Consider the following 19,569-nt stretch of genomic DNA (forward strand, 5'->3'; position numbering starts at 1 on the left):
TATGAAATGAAAAGAACATCTTATAGAAATAAGATGTTCGCTCGTTATTCTTCTTTTTTTATTAAAATGGATAAAATAAGGTCGATGCCAAACATACCAACAAGTAGCATTGGTATAACGACAAGTAAATAACGTGTGAAGGAAATATTTTTTAAGTATGTATGAGCAAATAAAAAGACGCCGAGAAATAAAATACCGTTTAAAATAGGTTTTACTAACTTTTTAGACATAAGCTCCCCCGTGAATATCTTTTCTCTCTATATTTGGTAATAAAAAACTCCTCTCTCCGTTGTATCATGCTGGAGAGAGGAGTTCAATCATTATCATTCAATTACACCAGAATTTGTAATATTTACGCTGTATTTTATATTAATCGGAACATCTTTGTACATACGTCGCCACGCTTCTAACTTGAATGGGCGATAATGTTGCTTATACTTTGCACCTAGCCCGAGAGGATCTACGTTTAAAGATTTAAACTGCTTAATTAATTTGGTAGCCTGTACATCCAATTGTTTTTGGACATTTTTTTCAATGTTTTTTGTGTTCTTGTTATTTTCTAAGTTAATTTGCTTCGATAATTCTTGAATACGTGCATCAAGATGAACGTGAATGAAAAAAGAAGGCTTCCCGTTTTTAATTTTTATATCGTAAGTTGGAACAGAACGAATATTATTAATCATTACGTACGCAGAATCCGTTTTAAATTCGTGTGAATCTAATTTGTGTTTCTCTAATAGTCCTTTAAATATGAACATATCTTTTTCAGCGATTTTACCGATATATTTATCCTTTTTAAAAAGACCAATTCCGTTGATTTTTATTTTATCACCATGCTTCTTTAGAATGGGAATATAGTAGTCTTGCCCTTCTTGATAATAACGGAATGCTCCTATATGCAGGTTATCCTTTGGTAAAGGACCGGTCTCCATATTATGTTCTAACAATTTTTTTATATAAATTGCAACGTTGTATGAAGTCGTATATTTCCCTTTTAAAAGTTCAGTACCATTCCCCTCTAATAAGCCAACATATAAAGCGTTCCCTATATTCACATCTCGAAGTAATGTATCGAATGAAGTAGACATTCCTTTTTTGGCAAGTTTTATCGTATATAGAGCGACACGCATTTGTCCGCTAGCAAAGGGTTGAGAAGACTCTAAAGATGTGTCTGCTTTTACTTGTTTTACCGCATTTGCGCTACCTTCAAAAACTTGAACTTTATTTCCCTTTTTCTGAATGGGACAAACGAATGTCACTTTTACTTTATTATCTTTTGCTACATCAAAAACCGTTCCTTGAATAAGTTGTACATCATCGATAATATTTTTTTGTAAACATCCAGTTAGACTGAAGAATGTTATACAAGAAATAAGTATTAATTTGCTTTTGATTTTTTCCATTTTCTTTTCACCCACACAATAATAAATAGGATAGGGATGTATACATACATGAGCCAAAAACTAGCTTTTCCGGAATTACTAATAAAAGTATTAATGTCATGTCTGTTTGTTAAAAGCTGTGAAACAATGAGAGTAATAAGGATGAAAGCGATTAGGACACCTCTTTGTTTTACGCGAAATATTTCATGAGTTCCTCTTGTTGCCGCCCATAACGGAAGGATAAAACTTGTAATAATAGTAAGCGCATAGCCTGAAATCGCAATATATTCCAGCCTTTCTATGAACGGTAATTGGATTACTTGGGTCATAGAAAGTTGTGACCATATCGTTTTTAACAATTGTTTCTCACTAAAAAATGCAAAGGCTAAAAGGGTACTAAATAAATATAGAAGATTTGAAAATAATGCTCCGGATTGAGCGAATTTATGAGATTGCTTCGGATTTTTCACAAATGGATAAACCATGAGATAAATTTCAAACCCTGTCATACTGTAGATTGACAGATTGGCGGCTTTTAAAATATCTGAAAAAGAATGTGTGAACACAGGTAGTAAATTAGACAAATGTGAGTATTTCAAAACGAATAGACTAAGAAATAAATATCCCAATGTACCGCCAACTGAGATGACGCAAATACCAGTAATGACACGGAATCCAGAAGAAATAATGTAGTAGCTAGCTAAGCATAAAAAGATTGTTAACATCCAAGTTGAAGCGGTAGGAAACATCCATACTTGAATAATCTCAACATATGTTCGAATGACGGAAATACTGATGGCTAAAAAATAAGTCATAAAGATGAGAGTAACGCCGTTTCCTAGCCATTTTCCAAATGTTTGTCGATGTAAATCAACTAAGTTTCCGTTTGTTTCTTTTAATAAAAAATACATCATCCATATAAGAATATGGATACAAATTCCTATAATTAGAACACCTATCCAGCCGTCGTATCCGGCGGCTTTTGCAATAATTCGAGCGAATCCAAGAACACCAGCACCAAACTGTGCACTGTGAATTAAGAAGAAAACAAAGATAGGAGATATTTGATATTTTTCTTGAACTTTACTCATCAATGCACCTCATTTCTTAATCATCAAAATCGGATCTATGTTTTGTTGAAATCCCTTTTGTAGATTTTTTTACATGTTGTGGCCTTGCTTGTACATCTCTTGTATCGATCATTGTTAATGGGAAGCGAATCCAAGAGTCTTTAACGGATTGTTGTCTTGTCGGATAAAACAAAGCGTACGGTTTACGTAAGGATGTAAGTCTAAATAAATGGGTAAATAAAAAGATAAATCCAAGAGAAATCCCGAAAAGTCCTCCTATTTCGGCAAATATGAGAAATGGGAAACGGAGTAATCGAACCGCATTACCCATTTTATAAATAGGCGTAATAAAGGAAGCCAGTGCTGATAATGCAACGATAATTAATAAAATATTACTCGTTAAACCAGCTTGGACAGATGCCTGTCCGATTACGATACCTCCTACAATACCGAGTGTTTGACCGACCTTCATCGGTAATCTCGCGCCAGCTTCTCTTAATAAATCGATGGCAAGTTCTAAGAAGAGTGCTTCAATTAAAGGTGGAAACGGTACTTGCGCCCTTGATAAAATTAACGTTTCCAATAAATCACTAGGAACTAATTCATAGTGATAGTTTAAAGTGGCAACATATAATGGTGTCGCGCAAATTGAGAATAAAACAGCGATTAGCCGTAAAATTCTTGAAAATGTAGCGTATAACCAAGAAACGTTATAGTCTTCTGGCGAAATGAAAAAATCAAAATATGATACAGGAGTTAAGAGGACACTTGGAGAACCATCAACAAAAATAGCGATTTTACCATCAATAAGTGCTTTTGTAACTCTATCAGTGCGTTCTGTATTGATATAGAGAGGGAAAATTGATTTTTCCCCCATCAATTCTTGTATATAAGCACTATCATTAATTTGATCATATTCAAGAGCCCGTAATGATTCCTCTAGAAAATCTACATTATCTTTCTCAGCTAGATTATTTAAATACATCATAACGACTTTCGTTTTTGAAAACTCTCCGATAATCATCTCTTTCGTTTGGAGATCTAAAACAGGAAGGCGTTTTCGGACTAAATTAATGTTTGTATCAATATCTTCTACAAAACCTTCTTGAGGACCAATAACAGTCGATTCATTTAAAGGAGGAGTTGGTGCACGATAATTATCAATTGCAATATTCGCGAGCATACACTTTTGATCTTGCTGATTTAATTGAATAATTGCATGCCCTTTTAAAACCATGTCCTCAATCTTTTGTAAATCGTTTGTAATTGTAATGCCGCTCATTGGAATATGTTCTTTTAATACTTCGAATGAAGTGTTAGGGTGTTCTAAAAGTGTTGGCATTAAATATTTTTGTAACTTCTCACCATCAAGTGAAGGACGATAGTAAGAAATCCAATAAGGCATCGTTTCATCGTCAGATGTATGGTAATTAACAAAATCACTAGACTGTTTTAGCTTCTCTATTAACTCTTGTAGAGAATGAATATGGTCTTTTTCTGGCTTCGAAAAATCATAAATACTATTACTTCCAGAGCTTTGTTGTGTATTTTGAGAAGAGTCGTCTTGCTCAGATTTTTGTTGTTTCTTTTGAGAAGAATCATCCTGTTTAGAACCTTGCTGTTTCGGTTGAGAAAAATCGTCTTGCTCAGATTTTTGTTGTTTCTTTTGAGAAGAATCATCCTGTTTAGAACCTTGCTGTTTCGGTTGAGAAGAGTCGTCTTGCTCAGATTTTTTTTGTTTCTTTTGAGAAGAATCATCCTGTTTAGAACCTTGCTGTTTCGGTTGAGAAGAATCGTCTTGCTCAGATTTTTTTTGTTTCTTTTGAGAAGAATCATCTTGCTCAGATTTTTGTTGTTTCGGTTGAGAAGAATCATCTTGCTCAGAGTTTTGCTGTTTCGGTTGAGAAGAATCATCTTGTTCAGAGTTTTGCTGTTTTGGTTGAGAAGAATCATCCTGTTTAGAACCTTGCTGTTTCTCCTGAGAAGAATCATCTTGCTCAGATTTTTTTTGTTCACTATTTTTACCTGTATTGTGTTTCATACTTCTAGTCTGTTCTTTGTTTTCATCCTCTTGATTACTAGATTGCTGTTTCGGATTATTATCTGCTTCTTTTGTTTCTGTTGAATTTGATTTTTTCTTTTTACGTAACCAATTCCAAATCATATGTATGCCCTCTTTGATTGTGTAATATAGTGCTATTTTGTGGCTAATTTTGTATATTATTCATTTATTTATGAAAAGAAGGAGGAGATTGGTTTACATAGTAAAAAATCCTTTAGTAAGCAGTTCATAATATGACGGGAAGAAGGCGAGTCTGTGCAAATTGTAAAAAAGGAGAAGTTTGTTTTAAAAGAGTTTGTGTTTGAAAATGGTAGAGAGATTCCTGTTCAAATGGGGTATGAAACGTATGGTACTTTAAATAGAGAAAGATCAAATACGATTTTGGTTTGCCACTATTTTAGTGCAACAAGTCATGCGGCAGGAAAATATACAGTGCATGATGAGGGGGCTGGTTGGTGGGATGGATTAATTGGACCTGGGAAAGCAATTGATACAAATAAATATTTCATTATATGTACTGATAACCTTTGTAATGTACAAGTGAAGAACCCATATGTGATTACAACGGGACCAAAATCGATAAATCCGATGACTGGTTTTGAGTATGCGATGGATTTTCCAGTTTTCACATTTTTAGATGTAGCACGGGTGCAATATGAGTTAATAAAAGATATGGGGATTGCTAAGTTACATGCGGTAATGGGGCCATCGGCAGGTGGGATGATTGCGCAGCAATGGGCTGTTCACTATCCTCATATGGTAGAACGAATGATTGGAGTTATTACGAATCCGCAAAATCCAATTATAACGTCGGGAAATGTAGCGCAAAATGCGATCGAAGCAATTCAGCTTGATCCAAATTGGAAAGGCGGAAAGTACGGAGAGGAGCAACCAATAAAAGGGCTTCATTTAGCGAATAAAATGATGTTTATGAATGCATTTGATGAACATTTTTATGAAACAGCATTCCCGCGGAACAGTATAGAAATGGCACCTTATCAACAATTTACTGCATTAACATCATTTGAGAAAGAGATAAATAAAGTGACATGTAAAAGTATAGATTTAGTAGATGTAAATTCATGGATGTATACTGCGAAAGCAGTCTTATTACATGATATTGCACATGGTTTTTCTTCCTTAGAAGAGGCTCTTTCTAAGATTGAAGCGAATGTACTCATGATTCCATGTAAACAAGATTTACTTCAACCATCCCGTTACAATTATAGAATGGTAGATGTTTTGCAAAAGCAGGGGAAGTACGCAGAAGTATATGAAATAGAAAGTATAAATGGGCATATGGCAGGAGCGTTAGACGTTCATTTATTTGAAAAGAAAGTGTATGAGTTTTTAAATCGGAAAGTATCTAGTTTTGTGTAGAAAATAATTAATGTGGAAAAGGTGCATTGTTTATAATAGGCACCTTTTTTACATAATTTGCAGACGGAAAATATATGAAGCGATTGATAAACCAAAGAAAGCTATACTAAGTAATAGAAATAAGAATGACATTTCTTGAGGGGATTTTATCTTTTTATTATTTTTCATGCTAAGAGCAATGACCGCAGAAATTAAGAAAATGATACCCATAATGAAAAGAAAAAGTGTCATTTTAACAGGCTCCTTTCATAAAACAAGTATATTGAGGATACAATGCACGAGTTATGTTTGTAAAGAATAAGTTTTGCGAGAAAATTGAGAAATAAAATTTCCATTCTTTGCGTTCCTTCTTTCACATGCTAAAATTAATTAGAAATGGTTGTTTAAAGAAGAAACTAAAGGTTTTATTATATATAAGGAGGAGATACATATGACAGAAGTTAATACAATTACTACAGAAGAAGTGCAAGAGCGTTTAGAAAATGGAGAAACGTTATTTTTAGTAGATGTAAGGGAAGATGAAGAAGTAGCGACAGGGAAAATTCCAGAAGCTGTACATATTAAAATGGGCGATATCCCAAATAAAGTAGATTTCTTTGATAAAGAGAATGAGTATATTTTTATTTGCCGTTCAGGAATGCGCAGTGAAAATGTATGCCATTATTTAAATGAGCAAGGATTTAAAACAGTGAACATGGTTGGCGGTATGCTTCAATATGAAGGTGAAACGAAATAGTTAATAGCTAAAAACTTGAAACGAGTCTGTTTCAAGTTTTTTTCTTTTGCATACAGTATAAAAAGGAGGAGGGGTAAATGGGGATTAATTTGCGTAAAGTGAAAATTATTAACAATACAGGAGCTGTTAATGTTGGCGACTGTTATGATATCTCACCTTTAGCCGTAGCGAAAATATATGCGGGTGCTGGAGGGTCGAGTGCGGCTATTTTTTTAAATGGGAAACGGCAGCCTGAACCTACAATTAGAACATCAGTATTTTTACCACCATTAGCAACGAGTACACGTACATTAGGTGCATAAAGGAAAGGTAGAGTGTAAGTATGCCTGCACGTATTAAAGAATTTATTATCGTTAATAATACTGGGAATATATTTACGGGTGATAATTTGAGTGATACTTCATTTACTGCTTCGAAATCGTATAGTGGTTCAACGGGGGGCACTTGGATTGATGTTGTTACAGTAATAGGGACAGAGACGAAGCTTTGTTTACAGCCGGGAGATTCTGTGACGACAACATATACACGAGGAACCCCTGCTGGTACTGTAACAGGAACGAATATGGGGCAAAATGTAAATACATCGGGTATAGCGCAAGTTGTCCCTAATACAGATAATATGGATTCAGTAGCAGGACTCCCTTAAGGAATTAAGGGAGTTTTTATTATTTAAAATAAAAATAGTCTTGGAGATTATTTTTGTAAATAGATTAAGAAGAAGCGGTCTATCTAGTGTGAAAAAGATGGTTTGTAGGAGGTGAAAGGTATGAAAGATCGTGATGATAAAAGGAAATTACATTCGTTAAACTCTAATTTTAGAATTTCACCAGAACTTATTGGGCCTACTTTCCCTCCAACTCCAACTGGATTTACAGGTATAGGGATTACAGGCCCAACAGGTCCACAAGGTCCAACAGGCCCACAAGGACCAAGAGGACTACAAGGACCAATGGGAGAGATGGGACCGACAGGACCTCAAGGTGTGCAAGGAATTCAAGGGCCAGCTGGACAAATGGGTGCAACAGGACCAGAAGGACAACAAGGGCCTGAGGGATTGAGGGGACCAGTAGGAGATACAGGGGCAACAGGTGTGCAGGGTGTGCAAGGAATTCAAGGGCCGATTGGTCCAACAGGAGCTACTGGAGCGCAAGGTATACAGGGCATACAGGGATTACAAGGACAGATTGGAGCAACAGGACCTGAGGGGCCTCAAGGAATTCAAGGTGTGCAAGGGTTACCGGGAGCAACAGGTCCGCAAGGGATACAAGGAGCTCAAGGGTTTCAAGGACCACAAGGACCGAGTGGAAGTACGGGTCCGACTGGAGCAACAGGTCAGGGGTTAACTGGCCCGACAGGAATAACAGGTTCAACAGGGGTAACAGGTCCATCAGGAGGACCTCCTGGTCCAACTGGTCCGACTGGAGCAACAGGTCCTGGAGGTGGACCGAGTGGAAGTACAGGGGTGACAGGGGCAACAGGAGCAACTGGAAATACTGGAGCAACAGGTCAGGGGCTAACCGGTCCGACGGGAAGTACAGGAGAAACAGGTGCGCAGGGGCTACAAGGAATTCAAGGTATCCAAGGTCCAATTGGTCCAACAGGTCCAGAAGGTCCACAGGGAATTCAAGGTATTCCTGGTCCGACGGGATTGACTGGTGAACAAGGGATTCAAGGTGTTCAGGGGATTCAAGGGATAACGGGAGCAACAGGAGATCAAGGTCCACAAGGTATACAGGGGGCTATAGGACCTCAAGGTGTAACAGGAGCAACAGGAGATCAAGGTCCACAAGGTATACAAGGGGTACCAGGTCCATCAGGAGCAACGGGCCCACAAGGAGTTCAAGGGATTCAAGGTCCGATGGGGGATATAGGACCAACAGGTTCAGAAGGGCCAGAAGGACTTCAGGGTCCGCAAGGAATACAAGGAGTGCCAGGACCAGCTGGAGCAACAGGTCCAGAGGGCCCACAAGGAATACAGGGAATTCAAGGGCCAGTAGGAGCGACAGGACCAGAAGGCCCACAAGGAATACAGGGATTACAAGGAATCCAAGGAGTAACGGGAGCAACCGGAGCACAAGGACCGCAAGGAGTTCAAGGAATACAAGGAGACATAGGTGCAACAGGTCCAGAGGGGCCGCAAGGGGTTCAAGGTACTCAAGGGGAAATAGGCCCAACCGGTCCGATGGGGCCGCAGGGAGTGCAAGGAATCCAAGGAATTCAAGGACCAACGGGTGCGCAAGGAGTGCAAGGCCCACAAGGAATTCAAGGAATCCAAGGGCCGACAGGAGTAACTGGAGATACGGGTACAACAGGGGTGACAGGGGAAGGGACTACAGGAGCAACTGGAGTAACTGGTCCAACAGGTGTAACGGGTCCATCAGGAGGACCAGCCGGACCGACTGGTCCAACAGGGCCATCAGGCCCGACAGGAGTGACCGGTCCATCCGGTGGACCACCAGGCCCGACAGGAGAAACAGGAGATACCGGTGCGACAGGAGCGACAGGAGCAACAGGAGCAACAGGGGCAACCGGAGTGACGGGTTTACAGGGTCCACAAGGAATTCAAGGCCCAACCGGTCCACAAGGAATTCAAGGAGCACAAGGCCCACAAGGGATACAAGGAGCAACCGGAGCAACCGGAGCACAGGGCCCACAGGGAATTCAAGGGATACAAGGAATCCAAGGTCCGACTGGTCCACAAGGCCCAACTGGCATTCAAGGTGTGCAAGGGGAAATAGGTTCAACCGGTCCACAAGGTGTGCAAGGCTTGCAAGGCCCACAAGGCCCGACAGGGGATACGGGAGCTACTGGTTCACAAGGACCGCAAGGAATCCAAGGTCCACAAGGCCCAACGGGAGCCACTGGAGCAACCGGAGCGACAGGTCCACAAGGAATTCAAGGCCCGCAAGGAATCCAAGGTCCAACGGGGGCTACTGGAGCAACCGGTTCGCAAGGTCCAACTGGAGATACCGGTCCAACAGGTTCACAAGGAATCCAAGGTCCAACTGGCCCAACAGGAGCTGGAGCCACTGGAGCGACCGGAGTGACTGGAGTTAGTACAACTGCAACGTATGCATTTGCGAATAATACATCAGGAACAGCTATTTCCGTTTTATTAGGTGGTACGAATATCCCATTACCGAACAATCAAAATATTGGACCAGGAATAACCGTTAGTGGTGGAAATACTGTATTTACAGTTGCGAATGCAGGGAATTATTATATAGCCTATACAATTAATCTAACGGCAGGATTAATTGTAAGTTCTCGTATAACTGTAAATGGCAGTCCGCTTGCGGGAACGATAAACTCTCCGGTAGTGGCTACTGGTTCATTTAGTGCACCAATAATTGCTAACTTGCCTGCTGGAGCTGCTGTTAGTTTGCAATTATTTGGATTAGTTGCAATAGCTACATTATCTACGACAACGCCAGGAGCTACTCTAACTATTATTAGATTAAGTTAATAAGTAGAAAACCTTGGAACTTTTATGTTTCAAGGTTTTTTTATCCCGGTATTTGAGAGTCATCTTCGCTAATCAGAGGGGAATTGATAACTTTCTATTATTTAAAGTTTCACTTTATTCACGTGAGCAAAAACATCGCAGTTCGAAAATATATTATAATAGAATGAAAAGAGAGAAATTTGGCAGAAAGGGAGGGTGGCGATGCAGGAGATGGTTAAAGACTTTTTTGGACGCCCACTTCAAGATTTACGCATATCTGTCATTGATCGTTGCAATTTTAGATGTACATATTGTATGCCAGCGGAAGTATTTGGGCCTGATTATGCTTTTTTGAAAGATGAGTTTTTACTAACGTTTGATGAAATCGAACGTTTGGCAAAAGTGTTCGTTAGCATCGGTGTACGAAAAATTAGACTTACTGGTGGTGAACCACTGCTTCGTAAAGATTTAACAAAACTTATTGCACGTCTCGTGAAAATTGACGGGCTAGTAGATATAGGATTAACGACAAATGCTATTCATTTAACGAAACAAGCAAAGGCATTAAAAGAAGCTGGATTACATAGAGTAAATGTTAGTTTAGATGCAATAGATGACGATACATTTAGGGACATTAATGGTAGAAATATTAATACGAAACCTGTGATTAAGGGAATTAAAGCAGCAAAAGAGGCAGGGCTTGAAGTGAAAGTAAATATGGTTGTGAAAAAAGGGATGAACGATCATCAAGTACTTCCGATGGCTGCGTATTTTAAAGAGCGAGGAATCACGCTTAGGTTTATTGAGTTTATGGATGTTGGTAGTACGAATGGATGGAATTTCGATCAAGTGGTTACAAAGCGTGAATTGATCGAGATGATTCATAAAGTGTATCCGCTTGAGCCAGCTGAAGCGCATTATTTCGGTGAAGTTGCGAAGCGATATCGGTACGTTGGAACAAATGTTGAAGTCGGTTTTATTACTTCTGTTTCTGAGTCATTTTGTTCCTCTTGTACGAGAGCGAGAATTTCAGCAGATGGAAAGTTTTATACTTGCTTATTTGCGACAGAAGGATTGGATGTAAGGAAACTTCTTAGAGGAAACCTTTCGGATGATGAGTTATTAAGCGTTATACAAGATGTGTGGATGAATAGAAAAGATAGGTATTCGGATGAACGGACAGAAGAAAGTGCAAAGAATCGTCCGAAAATTGAAATGTCTTATATAGGAGGATAAGAAAGGAGGCTATCGTATGCAGGAGCGATATTCAAGACAAATATTATTTTCTGGTGTTGGAGAAGAAGGGCAGCGAAAAATAAGAGGGAAGCATGTGCTTATTATCGGCGCTGGTGCTCTCGGCGCAGCGAATGCAGAAGCAATTGTTAGAGCAGGTGTTGGTAAAATAACGATTGCTGATCGTGATTATGTAGAATGGAGCAATTTACAAAGGCAACAATTATATACAGAGGAAGATGCGAAACATTATAAGCCGAAAGCGATAGCGGCAGCAGAACATTTAAAAGCGATTAATTCTGAAGTGGAAATTATCCCGGTTGTGACCGATGTAACGGTTCAAGAAATGGAAGAGTTAATTAAAGGTGTAGATTTAATATTAGACGCGACGGATAATTTTGAAACGCGCCTTCTTATTAATGATATATCTCAAATGTATAACGTTCCGTGGATATATGGGGGATGCGTTGGAAGCTACGGAGTAACTTATACAATCTTGCCAGGAAAAACGCCATGTTTTCGATGTTTAATGGAGCATCCAGCGAGCGGAGCGACATGTGATACGGCCGGTATTATACAGCCAGCAGTGCAATTAGTAGTTGCGCATCAAATAACGGAAGCTTTAAAAATATTAGTAGAAGATTTTGAGGCACTTCGTGAAACGATGCTATCATTTGATCTTTGGAATAATCAACAGATGGCATTTAAAGTGAATAGACAGAAAAAGGATACATGTTTATCTTGTGGAAAGCTACGTACATATCCGAGTTTAACATTTGAAGCACAAACGAAAACAGAAGTATTATGTGGACGAAATACAGTTCAAATCCGTCCAGGTGTGCGACAGGGGTTTAATTTAGAAGAAATTAAAAAGCGCTTACAAAAAAGTGTGGATGTAAAGGAAACACCTTATTTATTATCATTTCCGGTGGAAAAATATCGTTTTGTTTTATTTACAGATGGTAGAGCATTTATTCATGGGACGAATGATATGAATGTGGCGAAACGCTTATATGCAAGATATATAGGGTGAACCTAAAGGAGAGTCCTTTAGGTTCAAAGGGAAAAGATAGTATTAAGAATTTCTAATATAATCTCCATTTTTTCCGCCTGTTTTTTCAAGTAAGTACGTTTCACCAATAATCATGCCTTTATCAACAGCTTTACACATATCGTACACGGTAAGAGCGGTAGCGGAAGCAGCTGTTAAAGCTTCCATTTCAACGCCGGTACTACCTTCTGTTTTAACTTTTACTTCAATAAGTAGTCGATATTGTTCTTCTGACTGTTTCCAATCGAAAGAAACATCAACACCTTTTAACAATAAAGGATGGCACATTGGGATAATATCAGAAGTGCATTTTGCAGCCATAATGCCTGCGATTTGTGCAACAGCCAATACATCACCTTTACCAATTTCATTGTGAGAGATTTTGTCGAAAATTTCTTTCGTAACGAGAATGCTAGAGCATGCAATTGCTGTTCGAACGGTTACTTTTTTGTCGCTTATATCAACCATTTTAGCACGCCCTTGGTCATTGAAATGTGTGAATGAAGACATGGAATTCCTCCTTGAAGTAATTACGATTTAATATATAAAGTGTAATCGAGATTAGATATTTTGCAAATATGAGGTGAGAAACAATGGTAGAAAAACGAATCCCGATTCAAGTTGCTGAGGCAGTAGAGCGGGTGATGAAATACGCTAAGCATGGTGAAGTTGAAGAAGTTTTTATTACAGAAAGTTATGGGAGGATTCTTGGGGAGGATGTTGTCTCAGATCACGACGTTCCTCACTTTGATCGTTCTCCTTACGACGGTTTCGCAATTCGAGCAGAAGATACGAAAGAGGCGAGTCAAGAGCACCCGGTTGAATTTGAAGTAATAGGAGAAATCGGAGCAGGTTCTGTTTTTTTAGAAGAAGTAGGAGCTTTTCAGGCGGTTCGTATTATGACAGGAGCAGCTATCCCAGAAGATTGCAATGCAGTCGTAATGCTAGAGTTGACGGAAGGATTCGAGAAGAACGAAAGTACATATATGAAGTTGAAACGTTCTTTCCAAAATGGTGACAATGTGTCATTTAAAGGAGAAGATATAAAACAAAATCAAGTCCTTGTTAACAAAGGTGTTGTAATCAATCCAGGTGTTGCCGCACTGTTAGCGACGTTTGGATATAGCACTGTGAAAGTTGTAAAACAGCCTGTTGTCGGTATTGTAACGACAGGAAGCGAATTACTTGAAGTGCATGAGTCGCTAGAGCCAGGCAAAATTAGAAATAGTAACTCTTATATGATTGCAGCTCAAATTATGAAAGCTGGCGGGAAAGTGCGTTACTATGGACAACTTGCCGATGAGTTAGATGCATGTTTTACAGCTGTTAAATCAGCGATGGATGAGGTTGATATTTTAATTACAACGGGCGGTGTTTCAGTAGGAGATTACGACTACTTACCGGCTATTTATGAAAAGTTACAGGCAAATGTGCTTTTTAATAAAATAGCGATGAGACCCGGAAGTGTAACGACAGTAGCTGAAGTTGATGGAAAGTTACTTTTCGGTTTATCAGGTAATCCATCAGCTTGTTATGTAGGTTTCGAATTGTTTGTGCATCCGGTTATAAAAACGTATTTGTATGCGAAGGAGCCTCACATATATAGGGCAGACGCTATTTTGCAAAAAGACTTTCCGAAACCAAATCCGTTTACTCGTTTTGTAAGAGCGAAAGCGAGCATTGTTAATGGGGCACTACAAGTGACGCCGGTCGGTTTAGATAAATCGAGTGCGGTATCTTCACTCGCAGATGCGAATGCTTTTATCGTGTTGCCCGGAGGAACGAGAGGATTTGAAGCAGGGATGAAAGTATCTGTATTATTGTTAGAGCACTCCGAGGGATGTGATTGGCCATGGGCAACGCCCCTTCAATCTTACAAATAGTAGGGTATCAAAATAGCGGGAAAACAACACTTGTAGAGAAAATTGTGCATGCATTAGCTGAAAGTGAAATGAAAGTTGCTACAATTAAGCATCATGGTCATGGTGGTTTTCCTGAAGTAGCGCAAAAAGATAGTGAAAGGCACCGGAAAGCTGGTGCTGTCGTAAGTAGTGTAGAAGGCGCTGGATTACTATCTCTGTCTTCATTACGAGATGAATGGTCCTTGCAAGAAATTATCCGCTTGTACGAATTTTTTGAAGTGGATACGATTTTAATAGAGGGCTATAAAGCTGAGAAATATCCAAAAGTAGTTTTACTTCGTTCTGCGGAAGACATTGAACTTTTACATAAGGTAGAAAACGTAGTAGCAATTATTACGTGGGATAATGTCCTGTCAAATTTAAGAGAAGACTATAAAGTATTTCATATAACAGAAGAAAAATTGTATGTAGACTGGTTTTTACAAACGGTTAGGAGTGCAAAATGATAAATACGTATTATGAAGTAATTGATACAGAAATCCAAATTGAAGAGGTGGCAAAGAAAGTAATTCGACGTGAATGCGGTGCTGTTACAACATTTATTGGAACGGTTAGGGAGTTTACGAAAGGGCGTCGTACATTATACTTAGAGTATGTTGCTTATAAGTCGATGGCAGAAAAGATGCTACAGAAAATCGGCACAGAAGTGAAGGAAAAATGGCCTGGTACACATGTTGCGATTACACATCGCATTGGCACGTTGCAAATTTCTGATATAGCGGTTGTTGTTGCTGTATCAACGCCACATCGTAAAGAGGCCTATGAAGCAAATGAATATATTATGGAGCGTATTAAGCAAATTGTTCCGATTTGGAAAAAGGAGTTTTGGGAAGATGGCGACTCGTGGATTGGTGATCAATTAGAAAAGACACCATATCCAGCAGGAGAGCCTGGGAAGGAGCTATAAATATGATTCGAGTATTGTTATTTGCGAACTTGCAAGAAGAAGCAGGAACAAGTGAATTACAAATAGAGAAAGAAAATATTACGGTTGCAGAGTTAAAAGATATTGTCGCGAAGGAATATAATGTACCAGTATCAGCGCCAATTATGGTTGCGATTAATGAAGAATATGCAAATGAAGATGATACGATACAATCTGGTGATGTAGTTGCACTCATACCACCGGTGAGCGGTGGTTAATATTGGATTTGTACTAGAAAAAACGACTTTCCTAAATAGGAAAAGTCGTTTTTTTATGGGCATTTTGAGAACACTAACTTATAGAACAAGGAGGGAATTATGAAAAAAATATGTGTAATGATTACAATGATATGTTCTATTTTTTTCTCTTCTCCAAGCTATTCTTGGGCGAAAGAATCGAAGGAACAACTTTTAGAGAGTGCACTACTTAATCGATATTACTCAGTTATAAGGCAAGCGACAGAAGATCAGTATGAATGTGATTCAGTTACAAATATAAAGCGTCTAGGCAAGAAAGATGAATTTGTTCCTAGATTTGAAGTGACGCTACAATTTCTTACATTTCAAGGGGCGCATAATCCGCCGAATGACAAAGTTACACTTACTTTGGAAGACAATTTAGATCACATTAAGATAAAGAAAGTAGAGCGAGAAAAAAATGTGTCTAGTGCGATTGCAGAAAAGGTTTGCGCACGAGCGAAGGAAAAAATGAAAGCACACTCTAATGGTGTAGAGCGATAACTGATGATATTTAGTAAAGAAAGGTAATGAGCGATGGATATACTTTTAGCGATTTTACCAGCTATATTTTGGGGGAGTATTGTGCTATTTAACGTGAAACTCGGCGGAGGACCGTATAGTCAAACGCTCGGTACAACATTTGGTGCACTTATTTTCTCGATTGTTGTTTATATTTTTGTGAAGCCAGTATTAACTCCTACTGTTATTGGAGTTGGAATTGTATCAGGTTTATTTTGGGCACTTGGTCAGGCGAATCAATTAAAAAGTATTGATTTAATGGGTGTTTCGAGGACGATGCCAATTTCAACAGGACTTCAATTAGTTGCGACGACTTTATTTGGAGTCATCGTATTTCATGAGTGGTCCACGACAATATCAGTCGTCCTTGGAGTTTTGGCGCTCGGTTGTATTATTATCGGTGTTATTTTAACATCACTTCAAAATGAAGAAGAAAAAAATGCAGAGCAAGCAGCAAATTTTAAAAGGGGCATCATAATTTTATTAATTTCAACAGTCGGTTATTTAGTTTACGTAGTAGTTATTAGGCTATTTAACGTAGATGGTTGGTCGGCTTTATTACCACAAGCAGTTGGTATGGTGTTAGGAGGCATTTTACTTACGTTTAAACATCATCCATTTAATAAATATGCGATACGAAATATTATTCCAGGATTAATTTGGGCAGCTGGAAATATGTTTTTATTTATTTCACAGCCGCGTGTCGGAGTTGCAACAAGCTTTTCACTATCACAAATGGGAATTATTATTTCGACGCTTGGCGGGATTCTTATATTAGGTGAAAAGAAAACGAAACGTCAATTAACAGGTATCGTTGTTGGTATCGTTTTTATTATCGCAGCCGGAATTATGTTAGGGATTGCAAAAGGATAAGGAGGCATTGAAATGTATAGTGATTTAGAAGGGAAAGTCGTCGTTATTACAGGATCAGCAACTGGTTTAGGTAGAGCGATGGGAGTACGATTTGCTAAGGAGAAAGCGAAAGTGGTTATTAACTATCGCTCACGAGAGTCAGAAGCGAATGATGTGTTAGAAGAAATTAAAAGAGTAGGCGGAGAAGCGATTGCTGTAAAAGGTGATGTGACGGCAGAGGCAGATGTTGTGAATCTCATTCAATCTGCTGTGAAAGAGTTTGGTACGCTCGACGTTATGATTAATAATGCAGGGATAGAAAACGCGGTACCGTCGCATGAAATGCCGTTAGAAGATTGGAATAAAGTAATCAATACAAATTTAACAGGCGCTTTTTTAGGAAGTCGTGAAGCGATTAAATATTTTGTGGAACACGACATTAAAGGATCTGTCATTAATATGTCTAGTGTTCATGAGAAAATTCCGTGGCCACTATTCGTGCACTATGCAGCAAGTAAGGGCGGTATTAAACTTATGACAGAAACGTTAGCGTTAGAATATGCGCCAAAAGGTATTCGAGTAAATAATATTGGACCAGGTGCAATTAATACGCCGATTAATGCCGAAAAGTTTGCTGATCCAAAGCAGCGTTCTGACGTAGAAAGTATGATACCAATGGGCTACATTGGAAAACCTGAAGAAATCGCAGCAGTAGCAACTTGGCTCGCTTCATCAGAGGCGAGTTACGTAACTGGAATTACGTTATTTGCAGATGGTGGAATGACTTTATACCCATCGTTTCAAGCTGGGCGTGGATAATATGAAAAGGCCAAAGAGATAAATCTCTTTGGCCTTTTTAAGCAAAAAAAAAATAGCGGTCAGCTATTTTTAAAATTAATGATTGATTGTATCTTGAAGAAATTCTGTTGCTTGATGTTCTGAAACATTCTGTACGAGCGCAACTTCGCTAATAACCATTTTGCGCGCATTATCTAGCATTTGTTTTTCGCTCGCATTTAATGCTCTTTCTTTATTGCGACGAAGTAAATCACGAACAACTTCTGCACTATCTTGAAGATTGCCGTTCTTCATTTTTTCCATATTCATTGTATATCTTTGTTTCCAGGAAAGTGAGGGGTCTGATTCCCCATGATGAAATTCAAGAAGTATACCATCTAACGTACCTTTATCGACGATATAACGTATACCTGATTTTTGTAATTGATCCATCGGAAGCATTACTTGCATATCTTTACTAAGGATGCGTATCACACAATATTGACGCGAAGTACCTAATATTTCTTTCTCCTCAATCGCTTCGACGATCCCTGCACCGTGCATTGGATAAACGATTTTATCACCAATTTGAAACAAATCATCCACCTCCATATGTGGTAACCATCTTTAATGATAACACACTTAGATAAAAATGTCAAATTTTATATAATACCACATTGAATACATTCGAGTCAATATGGTAAAGGTCTTTTTTTATGTATTTTTTTGCGCTTTTATGTGAAATAAATATAGGTGACTTTTTTAGAAAAATAGTACAGGCGCAGAAAGAAGGCATATCCACTTATTTTTAAGCATAAAATGTAAAATCGCTAATACAATATACCTAAATCCGTTCTTTGCAAAGGAGGGAGAGAAGGTGGGACACACAATAAAAATTGATATTACAAATAAAGTTGTAGCTAAATTTAGATCAAATTATTTGGAATTATATACGAGTAAATTTATGATAGGTAAGTTTTATGTCTATACTGAAGATAAACAATATGTGTTAGAAGACGGATATATACATGAAAATGGAAAGTTTTATCGCATCATAGATACGCACCGTGGCAATAATCAAGCGGCGGAGGGCTGCGATCTAGGATGGTGTTAACATGATTCGTGTGAAAGTGTTTGATGAAAGTCACGAAAAAGACTTAGAAGACGCTGTAAATGTGTTTTTAAAAAAAATTGATGATGGAAATTTTGTAGATATAAAGTATCAAGTTGGTGTTTCGATTAATGATGATGAAAATCAAATTTATTGTTTTTCAGCGATGATTGTTTATAAAGCATAAAAAAGAGCTGGGGAGCCAGCTCTTTTTTATGCTTTATGTTGGGACAACATGTGTCGGTAAAATATTCATAATAGATTGTGTTGCGCCTGTTTTCTTTGCTGTTAAAAGAATTTCTCCTGTTTCATGCTCCTGAGCATCAGTACACATACCGAGGTGATAACGATCACCTAAAAATGGATCAATATAAAAACCGTTTTTGAATACTTTATCATTCGGATGTTTTTCATGGTGAATTTCAGAACAATTAATGCAATAGAACATAGCTTACATCCCCTTTTTATTTTTGTTTAAAAAAGTGAGTCGGTAGTCATTTCGCTCCTAAGGAAATGTTGAGGAGAAGAGAAATAACTACCTACTCAAATGGTGGGCATATTCCTTCTGATTTTTCATATCTCACGTATTGTCCCTGAGGGAAGGAGGCGAGACACAGTACGCGTGATATAAGTAAGGCACTTCTTTCAATATGAATGATGGAGTTTCATATTGAGAGAAGTTTTTATTTTTTATTGCCTTTGTGAGTATATTATGAGGGAATGCTGAGAGGGTGTTTGTCCTGTTGAAAAAATGTTGAGAATTTCTCAACAGTGAACATAGCCTTTCTTGACATGTAACCAAATGGTGTTATATTATCAAAAATGAAACTAAAAGGTGTTATTTTTTGCGCCGAATAGAGGAGAA

Annotated in this window: 24 protein-coding genes; 16 read left to right on the top strand and 8 right to left on the bottom strand. The window is 38.3% G+C overall.

The window, feature by feature from the left end:
- Window positions 1–44: 44 nt before the first annotated feature.
- The 4 genes from JDS80_RS11765 to JDS80_RS11780 all read right to left on the bottom strand — a co-directional run bounded on the left by JDS80_RS11765 (window position 45) and on the right by JDS80_RS11780 (window position 4,616).
- Entirely contained in the window at window positions 45–230 is a 186-nt protein-coding gene (locus JDS80_RS11765; protein ID WP_071744460.1) for a hypothetical protein, read from the bottom strand.
- A gap of 93 nt (window positions 231–323) precedes the next feature.
- A complete protein-coding gene (locus JDS80_RS11770; protein WP_199638533.1) occupies window positions 324–1,403 on the bottom strand; it encodes a Ger(x)C family spore germination protein in 1,080 nt (359 codons plus the stop codon).
- Complete coding sequence (locus tag JDS80_RS11775; protein ID WP_199638535.1) at window positions 1,379–2,473, bottom strand: spore germination protein; 1,095 nt, start codon at window positions 2,471–2,473, stop codon at window positions 1,379–1,381. Before JDS80_RS11775 ends, JDS80_RS11770 begins: the two co-directional genes overlap by 25 nt.
- Window positions 2,474–2,489: 16 nt before the next feature.
- A complete protein-coding gene (locus tag JDS80_RS11780; protein ID WP_199638537.1) occupies window positions 2,490–4,616 on the bottom strand; it encodes a spore germination protein in 2,127 nt (708 codons plus the stop codon).
- Between the two features lie 153 nt (window positions 4,617–4,769).
- Between JDS80_RS11780 and JDS80_RS11785 the strand changes: the two genes are divergently transcribed.
- The gene (locus tag JDS80_RS11785; protein WP_199638539.1) at window positions 4,770–5,894 is read left to right on the top strand and encodes an alpha/beta fold hydrolase; all 1,125 of its coding nucleotides are present in this window, start codon (window positions 4,770–4,772) and stop codon (window positions 5,892–5,894) included.
- 48 nt (window positions 5,895–5,942) lie between these two features.
- Here JDS80_RS11785 and JDS80_RS11790 read toward each other — a convergent pair whose 3' ends face one another.
- Window positions 5,943–6,125, bottom strand: coding sequence for a hypothetical protein (locus JDS80_RS11790; RefSeq protein ID WP_000171885.1), 183 nt, complete (start codon window positions 6,123–6,125; stop codon window positions 5,943–5,945).
- A 199-nt stretch (window positions 6,126–6,324) separates the two neighbouring features.
- Between JDS80_RS11790 and JDS80_RS11795 the strand changes: the two genes are divergently transcribed.
- The 6 genes from JDS80_RS11795 (at window position 6,325) to JDS80_RS11820 (ending at window position 12,341) form a co-directional block, all read left to right on the top strand.
- A complete protein-coding gene (locus tag JDS80_RS11795; protein WP_071744464.1) occupies window positions 6,325–6,630 on the top strand; it encodes a rhodanese-like domain-containing protein in 306 nt (101 codons plus the stop codon).
- A gap of 77 nt (window positions 6,631–6,707) precedes the next feature.
- Window positions 6,708–6,932 carry a spore germination protein gene (locus JDS80_RS11800; protein WP_071744465.1) on the top strand — a complete coding sequence of 75 codons (225 nt, stop codon included), beginning with the start codon at window positions 6,708–6,710 and terminating at the stop codon, window positions 6,930–6,932.
- Window positions 6,933–6,952: 20 nt separating this feature from the next.
- Window positions 6,953–7,276 carry a hypothetical protein gene (locus JDS80_RS11805; protein ID WP_199638541.1) on the top strand — a complete coding sequence of 108 codons (324 nt, stop codon included), beginning with the start codon at window positions 6,953–6,955 and terminating at the stop codon, window positions 7,274–7,276.
- Window positions 7,277–7,396: 120 nt separating this feature from the next.
- Window positions 7,397–10,096, top strand: coding sequence for a BclA-related collagen-like exosporium protein (locus JDS80_RS11810; RefSeq protein WP_199638543.1), 2,700 nt, complete (start codon window positions 7,397–7,399; stop codon window positions 10,094–10,096).
- Window positions 10,097–10,297: 201 nt separating this feature from the next.
- The gene (moaA, locus tag JDS80_RS11815) at window positions 10,298–11,311 is read left to right on the top strand and encodes a GTP 3',8-cyclase MoaA (protein WP_071748384.1); all 1,014 of its coding nucleotides are present in this window, start codon (window positions 10,298–10,300) and stop codon (window positions 11,309–11,311) included.
- Window positions 11,312–11,327: 16 nt separating this feature from the next.
- The gene (locus JDS80_RS11820; RefSeq protein ID WP_098890270.1) at window positions 11,328–12,341 is read left to right on the top strand and encodes a molybdopterin-synthase adenylyltransferase MoeB; all 1,014 of its coding nucleotides are present in this window, start codon (window positions 11,328–11,330) and stop codon (window positions 12,339–12,341) included.
- A gap of 42 nt (window positions 12,342–12,383) precedes the next feature.
- Here JDS80_RS11820 and moaC read toward each other — a convergent pair whose 3' ends face one another.
- On the bottom strand, window positions 12,384–12,869 hold the full coding sequence (gene moaC / locus JDS80_RS11825) for a cyclic pyranopterin monophosphate synthase MoaC (protein ID WP_199638545.1): 486 nt from the start codon (window positions 12,867–12,869) through the stop codon (window positions 12,384–12,386).
- An 83-nt stretch (window positions 12,870–12,952) separates the two neighbouring features.
- On the opposite strand from moaC, the gene JDS80_RS11830 reads away from it, so the two are divergent.
- The 7 genes from JDS80_RS11830 (at window position 12,953) to JDS80_RS11860 (ending at window position 17,635) form a co-directional block, all read left to right on the top strand.
- Complete coding sequence (locus tag JDS80_RS11830; RefSeq protein WP_071748382.1) at window positions 12,953–14,242, top strand: molybdopterin molybdotransferase MoeA; 1,290 nt, start codon at window positions 12,953–12,955, stop codon at window positions 14,240–14,242.
- A complete protein-coding gene (gene mobB, locus JDS80_RS11835; RefSeq protein WP_002094381.1) occupies window positions 14,206–14,727 on the top strand; it encodes a molybdopterin-guanine dinucleotide biosynthesis protein B in 522 nt (173 codons plus the stop codon). The genes JDS80_RS11830 and mobB overlap by 37 nt, the downstream gene beginning before the upstream one ends.
- Complete coding sequence (gene moaE, locus JDS80_RS11840) at window positions 14,724–15,188, top strand: molybdopterin synthase catalytic subunit MoaE (RefSeq protein WP_071748380.1); 465 nt, start codon at window positions 14,724–14,726, stop codon at window positions 15,186–15,188. The genes mobB and moaE overlap by 4 nt, the downstream gene beginning before the upstream one ends.
- A 2-nt stretch (window positions 15,189–15,190) precedes the next feature.
- Window positions 15,191–15,424: a molybdopterin converting factor subunit 1 gene (gene moaD, locus JDS80_RS11845; protein ID WP_000621795.1), complete on the top strand. Its 234-nt coding sequence runs from the start codon at window positions 15,191–15,193 to the stop codon at window positions 15,422–15,424.
- A gap of 99 nt (window positions 15,425–15,523) precedes the next feature.
- Window positions 15,524–15,946 carry a DUF3888 domain-containing protein gene (locus JDS80_RS11850; RefSeq protein ID WP_071748379.1) on the top strand — a complete coding sequence of 141 codons (423 nt, stop codon included), beginning with the start codon at window positions 15,524–15,526 and terminating at the stop codon, window positions 15,944–15,946.
- Window positions 15,947–15,979: 33 nt separating this feature from the next.
- A complete protein-coding gene (gene glcU / locus JDS80_RS11855; RefSeq protein WP_071748378.1) occupies window positions 15,980–16,837 on the top strand; it encodes a glucose uptake protein GlcU in 858 nt (285 codons plus the stop codon).
- A 12-nt stretch (window positions 16,838–16,849) separates the two neighbouring features.
- Window positions 16,850–17,635: a glucose 1-dehydrogenase gene (locus JDS80_RS11860; protein WP_071748377.1), complete on the top strand. Its 786-nt coding sequence runs from the start codon at window positions 16,850–16,852 to the stop codon at window positions 17,633–17,635.
- A gap of 75 nt (window positions 17,636–17,710) precedes the next feature.
- Here the strand turns inward: JDS80_RS11860 and JDS80_RS11865 are convergent, their stop codons facing one another.
- A complete protein-coding gene (locus JDS80_RS11865; RefSeq protein WP_083595994.1) occupies window positions 17,711–18,205 on the bottom strand; it encodes a CarD family transcriptional regulator in 495 nt (164 codons plus the stop codon).
- Between the two features lie 265 nt (window positions 18,206–18,470).
- Here JDS80_RS11865 and JDS80_RS31435 point away from each other — a divergent pair, with 265 nt between their 5' ends.
- Both JDS80_RS31435 and JDS80_RS11875 read left to right on the top strand, forming a co-directional pair.
- Window positions 18,471–18,707, top strand: coding sequence for a DUF2553 family protein (locus JDS80_RS31435; protein WP_071748375.1), 237 nt, complete (start codon window positions 18,471–18,473; stop codon window positions 18,705–18,707).
- A gap of 1 nt (window position 18,708) precedes the next feature.
- Window positions 18,709–18,891, top strand: coding sequence for a sporulation protein Cse60 (locus tag JDS80_RS11875; protein WP_000621746.1), 183 nt, complete (start codon window positions 18,709–18,711; stop codon window positions 18,889–18,891).
- 33 nt (window positions 18,892–18,924) lie between these two features.
- Here the strand turns inward: JDS80_RS11875 and JDS80_RS11880 are convergent, their stop codons facing one another.
- Entirely contained in the window at window positions 18,925–19,152 is a 228-nt protein-coding gene (locus JDS80_RS11880; RefSeq protein WP_000498999.1) for a DUF3973 domain-containing protein, read from the bottom strand.
- Window positions 19,153–19,569 lie beyond the last annotated feature (417 nt).

Source organism: Bacillus cereus group sp. N8 (assembly GCF_016483685.1).
Lineage (GTDB): Bacteria > Bacillota > Bacilli > Bacillales > Bacillaceae_G > Bacillus_A > Bacillus_A proteolyticus.